Below are 17141 nucleotides of genomic sequence, written 5' to 3' on the forward strand. Positions count from 1 at the left end.
ATTGGAAAAAAGATGCCGAATCCGGTCCGTTAGGAATCGCCACAAACGCCTCTGATGTCCCACTAATACCAGTACTTCGTCATAGTTTGACGAGGGAGCGTGCCCACTCACGTCTGGCGGGTGAGCACCATGACCGGGCATGTCGCGGCCTTGACGATCTTTATGGACGTGTCGCCCAGGAAGACCCGTCTGAGTGGCCCGGTGGCGCTCGAAGCGCATATGATCATCTCGCCGGCGAGCCACGAGGTCGTGCCGAGCGCTTGGGGGACACTCCGGCCCTCCAGCACCTCGGCCTCCACGGACAGTCTCCGCCGGTGCCCCCGCGCAGCCGTGCGCAGGTCGGCCGCGGCCTGGTCGCGCAGGCGTACGAGCATCTCCTCCGCGACCCGCGCCCGCCTGCCGCTGCTGACCACGAGCGTGACCAGCCTCAGGGACACGCCGAGCGTCGCGGCCGCCCTGGCCGCGTCCTCGACCGCCGCGTCACCGCCGGGGCCGCGCCGGTAGGCGACGGTGAGGCGGTCGAAGGCGGCCGGCGGCCGTTCGCCGTAGCCGCGGGGAGCGAGCAGGACGGGGACGGAGGAAGAGTGCAGCAGCTGGTCGGCCGTGCTGCCCAGGGCGATGCGGCCCCTGCCGCCGCGCGGGGCCGAGCCGATCACCACGACGTCCGCGCCGCGTTTGCGGGCCAGCTCCACCAGGCCGCGCCCGCTGCCCCGATGGGTGTGCTTGACGTACTCGGCGTCCTCGCCGGCCAGCTCGCGGGCCTGCGCGAGCGTCGTGGCCGCCTGCTCGGCGAGGTAGGCGCGCCAGGCGCTCTCCTCGGCCCTTGCGGGTCCCGGCGGCGTCCAGACGGGCGGCTGCACGATCGCCACCGTCAGGCGCCCGCGCGCCTGCTCCTTGAGCAGGAGGGCCAGCGCCAGCCCGTCCCTGCCCCGCGGTCCCGGCGCGTATCCGGCGAGCACGTTCCCCAGCTTCATCGGCTCCTCCTTCGCCGGAGACCCCGGACCTCAGCCCTGGGGAGCCGGCCAGTCGGGTGTCCGGCTCGAAGACCTGTCGGGGAAGCCAATCAGCCCACCTCGACATTCAGCCGCGAATGGCTGTAGCCGTAGAGGAAGTAGCAGGTCAGGCCCACCAGCATCCACAACGCGAACGCCAGCCAGGTGACCCCGGCGAGCCCCGCCATGACGACGAGGCAGAAGATCGCGCCGAGGATCGGCGTGACGGGGAAGAACGGCACGCGGAAGCTGCGGGGCAGCTCGGGGCTGCGGTAGCGGAGCACGAGCACGCCGACGTTCACGATGGCGAAGGCGAACAGCGTGCCGATGCTGGTCGCCTCCGCGAGCTGGCCCAGCGGCACGAGCCCGGCCAGCACCGAGATGAACAGGGCGACGATGAGGGTGTTGGCGACGGGCACCTGGTGGCGCGGGTTGACCTTCTGGAAGACACGGGGGATGAGCCCGTCGCGGGACATCGCGAACAGGATGCGGGTCTGGCCGTACATGACGGTGAGCACGACGCTCGCGATGGCGATGACCGCGCCGAAGGAGACGATCAGGCCGGGCCAGGTGGCGCCCATGGCCAGGTCGGCGATGTAGGCCAGGCTGGCCTCGGTGCTTTCGGGGTCGAACTCGGTCCACGGCATCGCGCCGACGGCGGCCAGGGCCACGAGCACGTAGACGATCGTGACGATGGCGAGGGAGAGGACGATGGCCAGGGGCAGGTCGCGCTTGGGGTTCTTGGCCTCCTCGCCGGCGGTCGAGGCGGCGTCGAAGCCGATGTAGGAGAAGAAGACCTGGGAGGCGGCGGCGGTGATGCCGGCCACCCCCATGGGAGCGAGGGGCGAGAGGTTGCCCGCGTCGAACGCGGTGAACGCCACGGCGCAGAAGAACAGCAGCACCGCGATCTTGATCAGCACGAAGACCGCGTTGGCCGTGGCGCTCTCGGACGCTCCGTAGAGCAGCAGCCAGGTGGCCAGCAGCACGATGAGGATCGCGGTGACGTTGACCACGCCGCCGTCCTGGCCGGGGGAGCGGGTGATCGCGTCGGGCAGGGTGAAGCCGAACAACGACCGCAGGAACGAGTTCAGATATTCGCCCCAGCCCACGGAGACCGCCGCCACGGACACGGCGTACTCCAGCATGAGGCACCAGCCACAGATCCAGGCCACCAGCTCGCCCAGCGTCGCGTACGCGTAGGAGTAGGACGAGCCGGACACCGGGATCGTCCCGGCCAGCTCGGCGTACGACAGGGCGGAGAGCAGCGCGGTGAAGGCGGCCAGCACGAACGCCAGCACCACCGCGGGCCCCGCCTTGGGGACCGCCTGCCCGAGGATCACGAAGATGCCGGTGCCCAGCGTGGCGCCCACGCTGAACAGCGTGAGCTGCCACAGCGACATCGTGCGCCGCAGCTCACCGCCCTCGCCCCGTCCACCCTCGGCCACGATGCGCTCGGCCGGTTTCGTACGCAAGAGCCGCTGGGCCAGTGCCATCAGACACCCCCTACAACGTGCTCGTCAGCGGCCACCTGCCGTTGGGTGTGACGATCGTGCCCGCTGAGCCGTCGAGTATGCGCTCGGCCTGGTCAAGCTTCCCGATGGCGGCCATGTCACCGGTGTTCTCGACGAAGCGGCACACGGCGTCCACCTTCGGGCCCATCGACCCCGGGGGGAACTCCATGGTCCGCAGCTCGTGCGGCGTGGTGTGGGCGATCTCCGTCTCCTCGGGCGTGCCGAAGCCGCGCATCACGCGGGGCACGTCGGTGAGGATCAGGAACGCGTCGCACTCGAGCGACTCGGCCAGCATCGCGGCGGTGAGATCCTTGTCCACGACCGCCTCGACGCCGATCAACCGGCCCGACTCGTCGCGGACGACGGGGATGCCGCCGCCGCCCGCGCAGATGACGACCACGCCCTCCCGGATCATCTTGCGGATCAGCCGGGTCTCGACGATGCGCCGGGGCGTGGGGGAGGGGACGACCCGCCGCCAGTGAGGGCCGTCCTGAGCGACGGTCCAGCCGTACTCGGCGGCCAGCTTCTCGGCCTCCTCCTGGTCGTAGACCTGCCCGACGAACTTGGCCGGCTGCTCGAAGGCGGGGTCGACGGCCGTCACCAGCGTCTGCGTGACCATGGCGAGGACCTGCCGGCCCGGCAGCGCGTTCTGCAGGGTCTGCTGCATCCAGTAGCCGAGCATGCCCTGCGTCTGCGCGACCAGCGTGTCGAACGGGTAGGGCCGGGTCAGGTCGGGATCGGCCGCGCTCTCCAGCGCCAGCATGCCGATCTGCGGGCCGTTCCCGTGGGTAATGACCAGTTCGTGCTCGCCGGCCAGCCGGGCGAGCGTCCTGACGGCCGTGCGCACGTTGGCCAGCTGGACGTCGGCGTCCGCCTTCTGGCCGCGTTTGAGCACGGCGTTGCCGCCGAGAGCGACGATGACCCGCATCAGGCCTCCTGGACCGCGTCCCGCTCGAGCGGGCAGCTCATGCAGCGAGGGCCGCCCCGGCCCCTGCCGAGCTCGCTGCCCCTGATGGTGATCACTTCGATGCCGTTGTCGCGCAGGAAGTTGTTCGTCGTGGTGTTGCGCTCGTAGGCGACCACCACGCCGGGCTCCAGCGCCAGCCCGTTGCAGCCGTCGTCCCACTGCTCCCGCTCCGCGGCGTACACGTCCTGGGTGGGGGTGAGGACCTTGATGTCGTCCAGGTCCAGTGCGCGGGCGATGGCCTTGTGCATGTCCTCCGGCGGGTGGTCGGTGACCTTGAGCTCCTTGTGCGTCTCACCGGGCTCGATCGTGTACGAGCGCAGCATCCCGAGGCCCGCGTACTTGGTGAACACCCCCACGTCCAGCATCGTCATCACGGTGTCGAGATGCATGACCGCCCGCGCCTTCGGCATGTCGAGCGCCACGATCTTCCGCGCTGAGCCGGCTCTGAACAGCCGCTGCGCCAGCATCTCGACCGCCTGCGCCCGGGTGCGCTCGCTGATCCCGATCAGCACCGCGCCGTTGCCGATCACCAGCACGTCGCCGCCTTCGAGGGTGGCGGGCGCCACCGCCTGGCCGGGCATCCAGCAGTGGTAGCCGCCCTGGCCCGGCCGGTCGAAGCCGCCGGCGAACGTGGGATGGAACATGTAGACGGCCTCCATGTTGACCGTCTCGCGCATGCGGGCCTTCTTGCGCATGGCGTTGATCGACACGCCGTCGTATATCCAGCAGGACGTGTCGCGGGTGAAGAGGTGGTTGGGCAGCGGCGGCAGGATGTAGTCGTCGCCGGCCGTGGTGTGGAAGGTGACCGACTTGGGGGCGCAGCCCATGGCGACCAGTTCGTCCTTGGTGATGCCGCCTGTCAGGTAGAGCTGCAGCGTGGCCGCGTCCATGCCGTCGAGGGTGTTGCGGATGTCGTCGATGGCGGCCGGGCCGAGCCAGCGCTCGTCGATGACCGCGTCGAGGATGTGCTTGCGCGCCTCGGGGATGTCGACGGTCTCCCGCAGCAGGTCGGCCAGCTCGTACACCTTGATGCCGCGGCCGGTCAGCACCTGCCTGAACTCCTCGTGCTCCTCCATCGCGCGCTGGACCCACAGCACGTCGTCGAAGAGGAACGCGTCCTTGGTGGTGGGGGTGAGCCTCTTGAGCGCCAGGTCGGGCTTGTGGAGGAGGACCTGGCGCAGCCGCCCGACCTCCGAATCAACATGAAAGGTCATCTTCGCTCTATCCCCCCAAAAGCCGGACATGAACGATCGCCCGGCAGCCCTCCGTGACCTGCCCGCGCGAGAACGGCCGACACGGCGGAAGAGGGGAGTTTTACCCGGCAGCGGGCCGCGGATGAGGGTGGCGGAACCCGCCCCGGCCGGTCACCCCCTGTAGGGGGAGCCGTCGCGGCGCTTCGGAAGGGCGCTCACGTTGTAGCTGGTAGCCCCTGGTACTCTGTCTCCCGACCAACACCCTTTAAGACCCGTCCCGTGAGGCGGGAAAGGTGGTGAGATTCGCCATGTCCGATTCCCGCGCCGTGCTGGAGGCCCCCGACATCCACCGGGCGCTGACCAGGATCGCGCACGAGATCCTCGAGCGGACCAAGGGCGCCGACGACGTCGTCCTCCTCGGCATCCCGACCCGTGGCGCGACGCTGGCCCGCCGGCTCGGCGACCGCGTCGAGCAGTTCGAAGGCGTGAAGATCCCCGTCGGCTCGATCGACATCACGATGTACCGCGACGATCTGCGGCTCAAGCCCGCCCGGCCGCTCGGCCACACCGAGCTGCCACCCGACGGCATCGACGGCAAGGTCGTGGTGCTCGTCGACGACGTGCTCTACTCCGGCCGCACCGTGCGGGCCGCGCTCGACGCGCTCAACGACCTCGGCCGGCCCACCGCCGTGCAGCTGGCCACGCTGGTCGACCGCGGCCACCGCGAGCTGCCCATCCGCGCCGACTACGTCGGCAAGAACCTGCCGACCGCCAAGAGCGAGAAGGTCAAGGTCTACCTGCAGGAGATCGACGGCCGGGACGCCGTCGTGCTGGTCAAGGGGGGCGGCAGGTGAAACGGCATCTGATCTCCGCCGGAGACCTCACCAAGGACGACGCGCTGCTCATCCTCGACACCGCCGAGGAGCTGGCGAGTGTCTCGGAACGTTCCATCAAGAAGCTGCCCACGCTGCGCGGGCGCACGGTGGTCAACCTCTTCTTCGAGGACTCGACCCGCACGCGCATCTCGTTCGAGGCGGCGGCCAAGCGGCTGTCCGCCGACGTGATCAACTTCTCGGCCAAGGGGTCGAGCGTGTCCAAGGGCGAGTCACTCAAGGACACCGCGCTCACCCTGGAGGCCATGGGGGCCGACGCGGTCGTCATCCGCCACAGCGCCTCCGGCGCGCCGCACCGCCTGGCCAACTGGGTGCACGGCAGCGTCGTCAACGCCGGCGACGGCACCCACGAGCACCCGACGCAGGCGCTGCTCGACGCCTTCTCCATGCGCCGCCGCCTGGGCGCGCTCGAAGGGCGCAAGATCACGATCGTCGGCGACGTGCTGCACAGCCGGGTCGCCCGCTCCAACGTGCTGCTGCTCGGCACGCTCGGCGCCGAGGTCACGCTGGTCGCGCCGCCCACGCTGCTGCCCGTCTCCGTCGGCACCTGGCCCTGCGAGGTCTCCTACGACCTCGACGCGGTGCTGCCGAAGTCCGACGTGGTGATGATGCTGCGGGTGCAGAAGGAGCGGATGAACGCCGCCTACTTCCCGAGCGAGCGCGAATACTCGCGCCGCTACGGACTCGACCGCGACCGCTTCGCCAAGATGCCGGACGACGCGATCGTCATGCACCCCGGTCCGATGAACCGCGGCATGGAGATCGCCGCCGAGGTGGCCGACTCGGCGCGCTCGACGATCGTGGAGCAGGTCGCCAACGGCGTGACCATCCGGATGGCCGTCCTCTACCTGCTGCTCGGAGGAGAGACCACGTGAAAGAGCGCAGCGAACCAACCGACGGGCACAGCATGATGATCATCAAGAACGTCAGGATTCTCGGCGGCGAGCCGGTCTCGATCCGGATCGCCGACGGCGTGATCGCGGAGGTCGCGCCGGGCATGGACGCGCCCGAGGCGATCGACGGCGCGGGAGCGATCGCCCTCCCCGGGCTGGTCGACCTGCACACCCACCTGCGCGAGCCGGGCCGGGAGGACGCCGAGACCGTGCGGACCGGCACGCAGTCGGCGGCCCGCGGCGGCTACACCGCCGTGCACGCCATGGCCAACACCTCGCCCGTCGCCGACACCGCCGGCGTGGTCGAGCAGGTGTGGCGGCTGGGCCGCGAACACGCCCTGTGCGACGTGCACCCCGTCGGCGCGGTCACCGTCGGCCTGGAGGGCAGGCAGCTGGCCGAGCTGGGCGCGATGGCCGACTCGGCCGCCCGCGTGCGCGTCTTCTCCGACGACGGCAAGTGCGTCGACGACGCCGTTCTCATGCGCCGCGCCCTCGAATACGTCAAGGCGTTCGACGGCGTCGTCGCCCAGCACGCCCAGGAGCCCAGGCTCACCTCCGGCGCCCAGATGAACGAAGGCGTCGTCTCCGGCAGGCTCGGCCTGGCCGGCTGGCCGGCGGTCGCCGAGGAGGCGATCATCGCCCGCGACTGCCTGCTGGCCGCGCACGTGGGCTCCAGGCTGCACGTGTGCCACGTCTCCACGGCGGGCTCGGTCGAGATCATCCGCTGGGCCAAGTCCAAGGGCTGGAACGTCACCGCCGAGGTCACCCCCCACCACCTCCTGCTGACCGACGACCTGGTCGAGGAGTCGCCGGTAGGGGCCTACAACCCGATCTACAAGGTCAACCCGCCGCTGCGCACCCGCGCCGACGTGGAGGCGCTGCGCGCCGCGCTGGCCGACGGCACGATCGACATCGTGGCCACCGACCACGCGCCCCACCCGGTCGAGGACAAGGAGACCGAGTGGTCGGCGGCGGCCATGGGCATGGTCGGCCTGGAGACGGCGCTCAGCGTCGTCCAGGAGGCCATGGTCGAGACCGGGCTGCTCGACTGGGCGGGCGTCGCGCAGCGGATGTCCGCGCTTCCCGCGCGCATCGGCCGCCTGCCCGGCCAGGGCCGTCCGCTCGAGGCGGGCGAGCCGGCCAACATCATGCTGTACGACCCGACCGCGCGCACCGAGGTGGACCCCTCCGCCTTCGCGTCCAAGAGCAGGAACACACCCTACGAAGGCATGACTTTGCCCGGCCGGGTCGTCGCCACGTTCCTGCGCGGCAGGCCGACCGTTCTCGAAGGGAAGCTGGTGTGAACGACAGCCCTGCTGACGTGAATGACAACCTGCCGCGAAGCGGCTCCACGCCCTTCGGGGGGCACTTGGGGGGCGCAGCCCACCGAGGGGCGGTGCTCGTCCTGGAAGACGGGCGCGTCTTCCACGGAACCCCGTACGGCGCCGAAGGCGAGACGTTCGGCGAGATGGTCTTCAACACCGGCATGACCGGCTACCAGGAGACGCTGACGGACCCGTCCTACCACCGGCAGATCGTCGCCATGACGGCGCCCCACATCGGCAACACCGGCGTCAACGACGACGATCCCGAGTCGTCGCGCGTCTGGGTGGCCGGCTACGTCGTGCGCGAACCGTCCAGGGTGGTCTCCAGCTGGCGGGCCACCCGATCGCTCGACGCCTACCTCAAGGAACAGGGCGTCGTCGGCATCGCCATCTCCGGCACCCGCGCGCTCACCCGCCACCTGCGCGAACGCGGCGCCATGCGCGCCGGCATCTTCACCGGCCCGTCCGAGCCCGTCGAGGAGCTGGTCGAGCGGGTGCGCCGCTCGCCCGGCATGGAGGGCGCCGACCTGGCCGCCCAGGTGGCCACGGCCGAGCCCTACGTCGTGCCCGCGGCGGGGCCGAAGAAGTTCACGGTGGCGGCCGTCGACCTGGGCATCAAGGGCATGACGCCGCACCGGATGGCCGAGCGCGGCTGCGAGGTGCACGTGCTGCCCGCGACCGCCACGTACGAGCAGATCATGGCGGTGAAGCCGGACGGCGTGTTCTTCTCCAACGGCCCCGGCGACCCCGCCACCGCCGACGTGTCGGCGCTGCGGCAGGTGCTGGAGGCCAGGGTGCCCTTCTTCGGCATCTGCTTCGGCAACCAGCTCTTCGGCCGGGCCCTCGGCCTGTCCACGTACAAACTGCGCTACGGGCACCGGGGCGTCAACCAGCCGGTGCAGGACGTACGCACCGGGAAGGTGGAGATCTCGGCGCACAACCACGGGTTCGCGGTGGAGGCGCCGCTCGACGGGCCGTTCGAGACGCCGTACGGGCCGGCCGAGGTCAGCCACGTCAACCTCAACGACCGCTGCGTGGAGGGCCTGCGCCTGCTGGAGCAGCCTGCCTTCAGCGTGCAGTACCACCCGGAGGCCGCCGCGGGGCCCCACGACGCCGCCTACCTTTTCGACGAGTTCTGTGAGGTCATGACCCGTGCCCAAGCGTGAGGACATCAGGTCGGTCCTGGTGATCGGCTCCGGGCCGATCGTGATCGGACAGGCGTGCGAGTTCGACTACTCCGGCACCCAGGCGTGCCGGGTGCTGCGGGACGAGGGCTTCCGCGTCGTCCTGGTCAACAGCAACCCCGCGACGATCATGACGGACCCGGAGTTCGCCGACGCCACGTACGTCGAGCCCATCACCCCCGAGTTCGTCGAGAAGATCATCGCCAAGGAGCGCCCCGACGCGCTGCTGCCGACGCTGGGCGGGCAGACGGCGCTCAACACGGCGGTCGCGCTGCACGAGTCGGGCGTCCTGGACACGTACGAAGTCGAGCTGATCGGCGCCGATTTCGACGCGATCCAGTCGGGCGAGAACCGCGAGCGGTTCAAGGAGATCGTCGCCAAGGTCGCCCGCGAGCACGGTCTCAACGCCGAGTCCGCGAGGTCGGTCATCTGCCACACGATGGAGGAGTGCCTGGCCGCCGCGGGCGATCTCGGCTACCCGGTGGTGGTCAGGCCGTCGTTCACCATGGGCGGCGCCGGGTCCGGGTTCGCGTACACCGAGGAAGACCTGCGGCGCATCGCCGGCGCGGGGCTCGACGCGTCGCCGACCACCGAGGTGCTCCTCGAGGAGTCGATCCTCGGCTGGAAGGAGTACGAGCTCGAGGTCATGCGCGACAAGGCCGACAACGTCGTCATCGTCTGCTCCATCGAGAACATCGACCCGATGGGCGTCCACACCGGCGACAGCGTCACCGTCGCGCCCGCGCTGACCCTGACCGACCGCGAATACCAGAACATGCGCGACGTCGCCATCGCCGTCATCCGCGAGGTCGGGGTCGACACCGGCGGCTGCAACATCCAGTTCGCGGTCGACCCGCGCACCGGCCGCATGATCGTCATCGAGATGAACCCGCGCGTGTCGCGCTCGTCGGCGCTGGCGTCCAAGGCCACCGGCTTCCCGATCGCGAAGATCGCGGCCAAGCTGGCCATCGGCTACACCCTCGACGAGATCCCCAACGACATCACGAAGGAGACCCCCGCCTCCTTCGAGCCGACGCTCGACTACATCGTGGTGAAGGTGCCGCGGTTCGCGTTCGAGAAGTTCAGGGGCGCCGACCAGACGCTCACCACGCACATGAAGTCGGTCGGTGAGGCCATGGCCATCGGCCGCTCCTTCCCCGAGGCGCTGCAGAAGGCGCTGCGGTCGCTGGAGAAGAAGGACTCCTCCTTCACCTGGGCCGGCGAGCTCCGGCCGAAGGACGAGCTTCTGGCCGAGTGCCGCACGCCGCACGACGGGCGGCTGCACACCATGCAGCAGGCCATCAGGGCGGGCGCCACGCCCGGAGAGCTGTTCGAGGCCACGCGCGTCGACCCGTGGTTCATCGACCAGCTCTTCCTGCTGCACGAGGAGGCCGAGACGGTCGCCGCGGCGGCCGAGCTGACGGTGGAGGTGCTCGAACGCGCCAAGCGCCACGGGTTCAGCGACGTGCAGATCGGCGACATCCGCGGCATCGACGAGGCGCGGGTGCGCGACCTGCGGCACGCTCTCGGGCTGCGGCCGGTCTACAACACCGTCGACACGTGCGCCGCCGAGTTCGCCGCGAAGACCCCCTACCTCTACTCCACCTACGACGAGGAGAGCGAGGTCCCCTCCGGCGAGCGGGAGAAGGTCATCATCCTCGGCTCCGGGCCCAACCGCATCGGGCAGGGCATCGAGTTCGACTACGCGTGCGTGCACGCCTCGTTCGAGCTGTCGCGGGCCGGGTTCGAGACCGTCATGGTCAACTGCAACCCCGAGACCGTCTCCACCGACTACGACACCTCCGACCGGCTCTACTTCGAGCCGCTCACCCTGGAGGACGTCCTGGAGGTCGTGCACGCCGAGCAGCAGACAGGACCGGTGGCGGGCGTGATCGTGCAGCTCGGCGGCCAGACGCCGCTGGGGCTCGCGCAGGCGCTGAAGGACGCGGGCGTGCCCGTGGTCGGCACCTCGCCGGAGTCCATCCACCTGGCCGAGGAGCGCGGCGCGTTCGGGCGGGTGCTGGCCGAGGCGGGGCTGCCCGCGCCCAAGCACGGCACGGCGCTGACCGTCCCGGAGGCGCTGGAGATCGCCGAGGACATCGGCTACCCGGTGCTCGTGCGCCCCTCTTACGTGCTGGGCGGGGCCGGCATGGCCATCGTCTACGACGAGGAGACGCTGGCCACCTACATGGCGGCCCAGGAGGGCGGCCATCCGGTGCTGGTGGACAAGTTCCTCGACGAGTCCATCGAGATCGACGTCGACGCCCTCTACGACGGCGAGGAGCTCTATCTCGGGGGCGTCATGGAGCACATCGAGGAGGCCGGCATCCACTCCGGCGACTCGGCGTGCGCGCTGCCGCCCATCACGCTCGGCAGCAACGACATCAAGCGCATCCGCGCCGCCACCGAGGCCATCGCCTCCGGGGTGGGGGTGCGCGGGCTGCTGAACGTCCAGTACGCCATGTCCGCCGGCGTCCTCCATGTCCTGGAGGCCAACCCGCGCGCCAGCCGCACCGTGCCGTTCGTGTCCAAGGCCACGGCGGCGCCGCTGGCCAAGGCGGCGGCCCGGGTGATGCTCGGCGCGTCGATCGCCTCGCTGCGCGAGGAGGGCATGCTGCCCGCGACCGGTGACGGCGGCACGCTGCCGCTCGACTCGTCCATCGCGGTCAAGGAGGCGGTGCTGCCGTTCAACCGCTTCCGCGGCGTCGACATCGTGCTCGGGCCCGAGATGCGCTCCACGGGCGAGGTCATGGGCATCGACGCGTTCTTCGGCGTGGCGTTCGCGAAGTCCCAGGCGGCCGCCTATGGTGAGCTGCCGACCAAAGGACGCGCGTTCGTGTCCGTGGCCAACCGCGACAAGCGTGCGATGATCTTCCCTGTGAAGGCGCTCGCGGACCTCGGGTTCGAGATCCTGGCCACCGAGGGGACCGCCGAGGTGCTGCGCCGCAACGGTGTCCATGCCAAGATCGTGCGGAAGCAGAGCGAGGGGACGGGGCCCGGAGGTGAGCCTACGAGCGTGCAGTGCATTCTCGACGGCGAGGTCGATCTGATCATCAACACGCCCTTCGGCAGCCCCGGGCAGTCAGGCCCGCGGCTCGACGGCTACGACATCCGCACCGCCGCGGTGCTGCGCGGCATCCCGTGCATCACCACGGTCGCGGGACTCGCCGCGGCGGCGGCGGGCATCCAGGCGATCGTGCGCGGCGATGTGGGCGTACGGTCTCTGCAGGAACACGCGCAGGCACTCAGGGGCTGACCCCGTACGACCCCCGGGGCGGGAGGTGAAGACGACTGGCCGGCACTCCGGTGCAGGTGACTGGCACGGTGCTGACGACGCGCCGCGTCGACGCCTACCATGCGCTGACGGTGGTGGCGCCGGGGATAGCCGAGCGCTACCGCCCCGGTCACTTCGTGTCGGTGGCGGTCGGAGGGGCTTACACCTCGATGGTGACGCGCCGGGCGTTCTTCATCCACGACGTCAAGGCCGACTACGGCGGCACGGTCGAACTGGTCTTCACCACCGGCGGGCCCGGCACGGCCTGGCTCGCCGAGCGGCGCGCCCGTGACACGCTCGACCTGGTCGGGCCGCTCGGGCGGCCGTTCCCGCTGCCGCGCGATCCCGCGCACTGCGTGCTGGTGGGTTCCGACTACGGTTCCGCCGTGCTGTTCCCGCTGGCCGACGCGCTGCTGGCGCGGGGCTGCCGGGTGGACTTCGTGATCGGGGGAGCCGAGGCCGAACGGGTCTTCGGGGCGATGCGGGCCCGCAGGATGGCCGAGACGACCACGCTGACCACCCAGGACGGCTCGCTCGGCCTGCGCGGCACCGTCACCGACGCGCTGCCCTCGGTGATCGCCGACACGCGGGCCGACGCCGTCTACGCCTGCGCGCCCATGGCGACGCTGCGGGCGGTGACGGCGGTGGCGATGGAGTTCGACATCCCGGTGCAGGTGGCGGTCGAGGAGTCGATGGCCTGCGGGATCGGGGTGTGCATGACGTGCGTGCTCCCCGTCATCGGCGACGACGGGGCGACGAGGATGGTCAGGGCGTGCGCGGAGGGGCCGGTGTTCCGGGGGGAACGGGTGCGCTTCGAGGACGTGGGAACCATCCCGTTCGACGCGCTGGGCGCCCCCGGAGGCGGAGCACGACATGTCAGTTGATATGCGGACTTTTCTGGCGCATGTGGAGCTGGCGAACCCCATCACCACGGCCGCCGGCTGCGCGTCCTCGGGGCGGGAGCTGGCCCAGTTCTTCGACCTCCACCGGCTCGGCGCGCTGACCACCCGCTCGATCACCATGGCGCCGCGCGCCGGCCGGCCGACCCCGCGGATGGCCGAGACGCCCTCGGGCATGCTCAACTCCGTCGGCCTGCAGGGCCCCGGCATCGACGCGTTCCTGGAGCGCGAGCTGCCCTGGCTGGCCCAGCGGGGCATCAAGACCATCGTCTCGATCGGCGGGGGCACCGTCGCCGAATACTCCGAGCTGGCCCGCAGGCTGGCCGACGCGCCCGGGGTCACCGCACTGGAGATCAACCTCTCCTGCCCGAACATGGAGGACCGCGGCCGCGTCTTCGCCCGCGAGGGCAGCGCGGCGGCCGAGGTGATCGCCTCCGTGCGCTCCATCATGCGCTACGACGTTCCCGTCGTCGCCAAGCTCGCGCCCGACGTCGCCGACATCGTCTCGGTCGCCCGGGCGTGCGTGGACGCCGGCGCCGACGCGCTGTCCATGATCAACAACCCGCTCGGCATGGCCATCGACACCGAGGCGCTGCGGCCCTCGCTCGCCGCCGTCACCGGCGGGCTGTCGGGGCCCGCCGTCCTGCCGCTGGCCGTACGCTGCGTCTGGCAGGTCCACGCCGCGCTGCCCGGAGTCCCGCTGATCGGCATGGGCGGCGTGATGAGCGGCCGGGACGCCTTCCAGCTCGTCCTGGCGGGCGCCTGCGTGGTCGGGGTCGGCACGGCGCTCTTCCACGACCCCTACGCCTGCCTGCGTATCGAGCGCGAGCTCGAAGACCTCCTGAGGGCGCGCGGCCTGCAGCGCCTCGCCGACGCCGTCGGCCTGGCACACCGTCCTCCGGGGAGCGCGCCCCGGCATCTTCTGGTCGACTCCGAGGAGAGCGCTCCGTGAGGTCCGCCGGCCGGCCCGGAAGTGAGCGTCCCGTACCGTCTTCCGGCGGACTTCCGAAGAGAGCGTCCTGTGCCGTCCGGCCGCGGAGGAGAATGCCCCGTGCCGTCTCATGACGGCCGTGGCGGACCAGCGCCCCTGACGTCCCCGCCCGCCATCGCTCCAGCACCTGAGGAGAGCACGTCTTGACTCCCGCACCGATCGCCGTCGCCCTCGACGCACCCGACCTGGAGACCGCAGCCCAGTGGGCGGCCCTCGTGACGCCGCACGTCAGCACGGTCAAGGTGGGCCTGGAGCTCTACCTGCGCTACGGCCCCGACGTGATCGCCTCCGTCAAGGGAGCGAGTGGCGTGCAGGTGTTCCTCGACCTCAAACTGCACGACATCCCCAACACCGTCGCCGGCGCCGCCCGCGCCGTGGCCCGGCTGCGTCCCGCGATCCTGACCGTGCACGCCGCCGGCGGGCCCGCCATGATCAGGGCCGCCGTGGAGGCGGCGCCGCACACCGAGATCGCCGCCGTGACGATTCTCACCTCCTTGACGGAGGCCGACCTCGACCGCGTCGGTCTCGCCGGCCCGGCCGACGCCGCGGTGCGCCGGCTGGCGGCGCTGTCGGTCGAGGCGGGCGCGACGGCGCTCGTGTGCTCGCCCCACGAGGTGTCCGCGGTGCGGGCGGAGGTGGGGGAGGGGATCAGGCTGATCACGCCGGGCGTGCGCCCCGCGGGCGCCGCCACGCAGGACCAGGCGCGCGTGGCCACGCCCGAACAGGCCCTCGCGGACGGCGCCGACCTGCTCGTCATCGGCCGCCCCATCACGGGCTCCCCGGACCCGGGCGCCGCGGCCGCCGCCATCGCCGCCTCTCTCCGCCGTTCCGCCTGACAGGTAACGATCTCCATCCTTTACGGCAAGCCTGGCCTGCCCGCACGCGCCGACGCCGCTCTCCGCCCGTCATGGCCGGTCGTGAAGGCCCACGTGGCACTCGCCGTGACGAGCGCACACTTGACCCGGCCCGTGGCGGACCGGCACCCGGGGACGCGCGCCAGACCGGACCGTGGTGGTCCGCAGCCGGGTACGCGCCCGTGGCCGGTCACGGTGCGCCGATGGCCGCGTACCCGGCAGGTCGAGCGCGTGTCGTGGTGGCCGCAGGACACGCGCCCGGCATTCACGCATGGACCAGGCCGTCATGCCGGGGCCGGGGCGCTGGGCTCCGTGCCGTCGCGGCACAGCGTCGGCCACATGCCGGCGAGACGCCGGGATGTCGCGTCGGTCCCGTGTGGTCGGGCGGTGGCGGCGCCCCCGGCACGGGGTGACGGATGTGGGTTGACGGGCGCGAGTCAGAGGTGGTCGCCGCGCCTGCCCGTGCACCCGCCGCCATGGGTCGGTGGATCATGGACGGGCGGGCAAGACGGATCTTGCCGTCCGGTGCCGCTCACAAGATCATAAGGCATCCCTGAAGCGGTCGCGCACCGATCGCCGAGAAGGTTTCGGCCCAGGTGCGGGCGGCATTTCGGACAATGCTGGACGGCTGTAATGTGATCTTCATTGCGTTTCGCGACATCGTCGCGCGCCGCCGCCCTGAGCGGGAAGTGCGGCAATTCGATCAGCACAATGTGATTTTACAAACACGGACAGTGATGAAGTGCATTTTGTGGCGAGAGAAAGTGCTCTTGACGTTGCTTAGGGGGCGATGACCAGCTAGTTTCCCTTCCCGTCCGAGTACATCGACAGAAATTCGAGGTGACCCGGCGTGGCTCTTCCTCCCCTGACCCCCGAGCAGCGCGCCGCAGCCCTGGAGAAGGCTGCCAAGGCCCGTAAAGAGCGTGCCGAGGTCAAGAACCGGCTCAAGCATGGCGCGGTTTCTCTGGCTGAGGTGCTCAAGGATGGGCAGACCGACGACGTCATCGGCAAGATGAAGGTGTCGGCTTTGTTGGAATCGCTCCCAGGCGTGGGCAAGGTCCGCGCCAAGCAACTCATGGAGCGGCTGGCCATCGCCGAGTCCCGCCGCGTGCGGGGCCTCGGCGCGAACCAGAGGGCCTCCCTCGAGCGCGAGTTCGGTGGCAACGAGAGCTAATCTCTGTTCCACACGAAAGCGCAGGTTCAACGGGGGGTAGGAAGTGGCCGACAGGTCCTGGTCCGGCGACGTCAGTGCCCATGAGACTGTCGGATCGGAAGTGGAGGACGGCTTCCTGCCCCTGTGCGAGAGACGGCTGACGGTCCTTTCCGGGCCGTCGGGCGTCGGCAAGTCCACGGTCGTCGCCGAGCTCCGGCGGGCACACCCCGAAGTGTGGCTGTCGGTCTCGGTGACCACCAGGAGGCCCCGGCCCGGCGAGGCGCACGGGGTCCACTACTACTTCGTCGACGGCGACGAGTTCGACCGGCTCGTGGCGGCCGGTGAGCTGCTCGAATGGGCGGAGTTCGCGGGCAACCGCTACGGCACGCCGCGCGAGCCGGTGCTGAAGAAGCTGGCCGAGGGCGTACCGACCCTGCTCGAGATCGACCTCGAAGGCGCCAGGCAGGTGCGCCGCAGCATGCCGGAGGCGCTGCTGGTCTTCCTGGCCCCGCCCAGCTGGGAGGAGCTGGAGATGCGGCTGCGCGGGCGCGGCACCGAGCCCGAGGACGTCATCGCGCGCCGTCTGGCGGCCGGGCGGATCGAGATGGCCGCCGAATCCGAATTCGACCTCACCCTGGTGAACACGAGTGTCCAAGACGTGTGCCACCGGCTGATAGCCTTGATGACTGACCCTCAGGGGGTCACGACAACCACCAACCGAGAGGTCTGACAATCGTGGCAGGCACCATCCCGGCCGCGGAGGGCATCACCAACCCGCCGATCGACGCGCTGCTCGACATCGTCGACAGCAAATACTCCCTGGTGATCATGGGCGCCAAGCGCGCTCGCCAGATCAACGCCTACTACTCCCAGCTCGGCGAGGGCCTGCTGGAATACGTCGGGCCGCTGGTCGAGACGCATGCTCAGGAGAAGCCGCTGTCCATCGCGCTGCGCGAGGTCTCCGAGGGCCTGCTCAACGCCGAGCCCATCGAAGGCGCGGTCTGACCCCTTC

Annotated in this window: 15 protein-coding genes; 11 read left to right on the forward strand and 4 right to left on the reverse strand. The window is 70.6% G+C overall.

Features of this window, described 5'->3' with window-relative positions; genetic code table 11:
- Nucleotides 1-107: 107 nt before the first annotated feature.
- The 4 genes from ABGB14_RS06960 to ABGB14_RS06975 all read right to left on the reverse strand — a co-directional run bounded on the left by ABGB14_RS06960 (nucleotide 108) and on the right by ABGB14_RS06975 (nucleotide 4684).
- Nucleotides 108-974 carry a universal stress protein gene (locus ABGB14_RS06960; RefSeq protein WP_347642697.1) on the reverse strand — a complete coding sequence of 289 codons (867 nt, stop codon included), beginning with the start codon at nucleotides 972-974 and terminating at the stop codon, nucleotides 108-110.
- Nucleotides 975-1063: 89 nt separating this feature from the next.
- The gene (locus ABGB14_RS06965) at nucleotides 1064-2485 is read right to left on the reverse strand and encodes an amino acid permease (RefSeq protein ID WP_347642698.1); all 1422 of its coding nucleotides are present in this window, start codon (nucleotides 2483-2485) and stop codon (nucleotides 1064-1066) included.
- A gap of 10 nt (nucleotides 2486-2495) precedes the next feature.
- Complete coding sequence (gene arcC, locus ABGB14_RS06970; RefSeq protein WP_347642699.1) at nucleotides 2496-3431, reverse strand: carbamate kinase; 936 nt, start codon at nucleotides 3429-3431, stop codon at nucleotides 2496-2498.
- Nucleotides 3431-4684: an arginine deiminase gene (locus ABGB14_RS06975; RefSeq protein ID WP_347642700.1), complete on the reverse strand. Its 1254-nt coding sequence runs from the start codon at nucleotides 4682-4684 to the stop codon at nucleotides 3431-3433. The genes arcC and ABGB14_RS06975 overlap by 1 nt, the downstream gene beginning before the upstream one ends.
- A gap of 287 nt (nucleotides 4685-4971) precedes the next feature.
- Here ABGB14_RS06975 and pyrR point away from each other — a divergent pair, with 287 nt between their 5' ends.
- The 11 genes from pyrR (at nucleotide 4972) to rpoZ (ending at nucleotide 17134) form a co-directional block, all read left to right on the forward strand.
- Nucleotides 4972-5517, forward strand: coding sequence for a bifunctional pyr operon transcriptional regulator/uracil phosphoribosyltransferase PyrR (pyrR, locus tag ABGB14_RS06980; protein ID WP_347642701.1), 546 nt, complete (start codon nucleotides 4972-4974; stop codon nucleotides 5515-5517).
- Nucleotides 5514-6431 carry an aspartate carbamoyltransferase catalytic subunit gene (locus ABGB14_RS06985; RefSeq protein ID WP_347642702.1) on the forward strand — a complete coding sequence of 306 codons (918 nt, stop codon included), beginning with the start codon at nucleotides 5514-5516 and terminating at the stop codon, nucleotides 6429-6431. The genes pyrR and ABGB14_RS06985 overlap by 4 nt, the downstream gene beginning before the upstream one ends.
- 32 nt (nucleotides 6432-6463) lie before the next feature.
- Entirely contained in the window at nucleotides 6464-7753 is a 1290-nt protein-coding gene (locus ABGB14_RS06990; protein WP_347643133.1) for a dihydroorotase, read from the forward strand.
- Between the two features lie 92 nt (nucleotides 7754-7845).
- Nucleotides 7846-8940: a glutamine-hydrolyzing carbamoyl-phosphate synthase small subunit gene (gene carA / locus ABGB14_RS06995; protein ID WP_347642703.1), complete on the forward strand. Its 1095-nt coding sequence runs from the start codon at nucleotides 7846-7848 to the stop codon at nucleotides 8938-8940.
- Complete coding sequence (gene carB, locus ABGB14_RS07000; RefSeq protein WP_347642704.1) at nucleotides 8927-12214, forward strand: carbamoyl-phosphate synthase large subunit; 3288 nt, start codon at nucleotides 8927-8929, stop codon at nucleotides 12212-12214. Before carA ends, carB begins: the two co-directional genes overlap by 14 nt.
- Nucleotides 12215-12249: 35 nt before the next feature.
- Nucleotides 12250-13116: a dihydroorotate dehydrogenase electron transfer subunit gene (locus tag ABGB14_RS07005; protein ID WP_132510573.1), complete on the forward strand. Its 867-nt coding sequence runs from the start codon at nucleotides 12250-12252 to the stop codon at nucleotides 13114-13116.
- Nucleotides 13106-14083, forward strand: a complete 978-nt coding sequence (locus ABGB14_RS07010; protein WP_347642705.1) for a dihydroorotate dehydrogenase — start codon at nucleotides 13106-13108, stop codon at nucleotides 14081-14083. Before ABGB14_RS07005 ends, ABGB14_RS07010 begins: the two co-directional genes overlap by 11 nt.
- Nucleotides 14084-14265: 182 nt before the next feature.
- Nucleotides 14266-14958 carry an orotidine-5'-phosphate decarboxylase gene (pyrF, locus tag ABGB14_RS07015; RefSeq protein ID WP_347642706.1) on the forward strand — a complete coding sequence of 231 codons (693 nt, stop codon included), beginning with the start codon at nucleotides 14266-14268 and terminating at the stop codon, nucleotides 14956-14958.
- 868 nt (nucleotides 14959-15826) lie between these two features.
- Entirely contained in the window at nucleotides 15827-16150 is a 324-nt protein-coding gene (gene mihF / locus ABGB14_RS07020; protein ID WP_020541698.1) for an integration host factor, actinobacterial type, read from the forward strand.
- Between the two features lie 100 nt (nucleotides 16151-16250).
- Complete coding sequence (gene gmk, locus ABGB14_RS07025) at nucleotides 16251-16859, forward strand: guanylate kinase (protein WP_347642707.1); 609 nt, start codon at nucleotides 16251-16253, stop codon at nucleotides 16857-16859.
- 5 nt (nucleotides 16860-16864) lie between these two features.
- Nucleotides 16865-17134: a DNA-directed RNA polymerase subunit omega gene (rpoZ, locus tag ABGB14_RS07030; protein WP_132510563.1), complete on the forward strand. Its 270-nt coding sequence runs from the start codon at nucleotides 16865-16867 to the stop codon at nucleotides 17132-17134.
- Nucleotides 17135-17141: the final 7 nt, after the last annotated feature.

The sequence above is a fragment of the Nonomuraea sp. B10E15 genome (genome assembly GCF_039871615.1).
In the GTDB taxonomy this organism is placed as follows: Bacteria; Actinomycetota; Actinomycetes; order Streptosporangiales; family Streptosporangiaceae; genus Nonomuraea.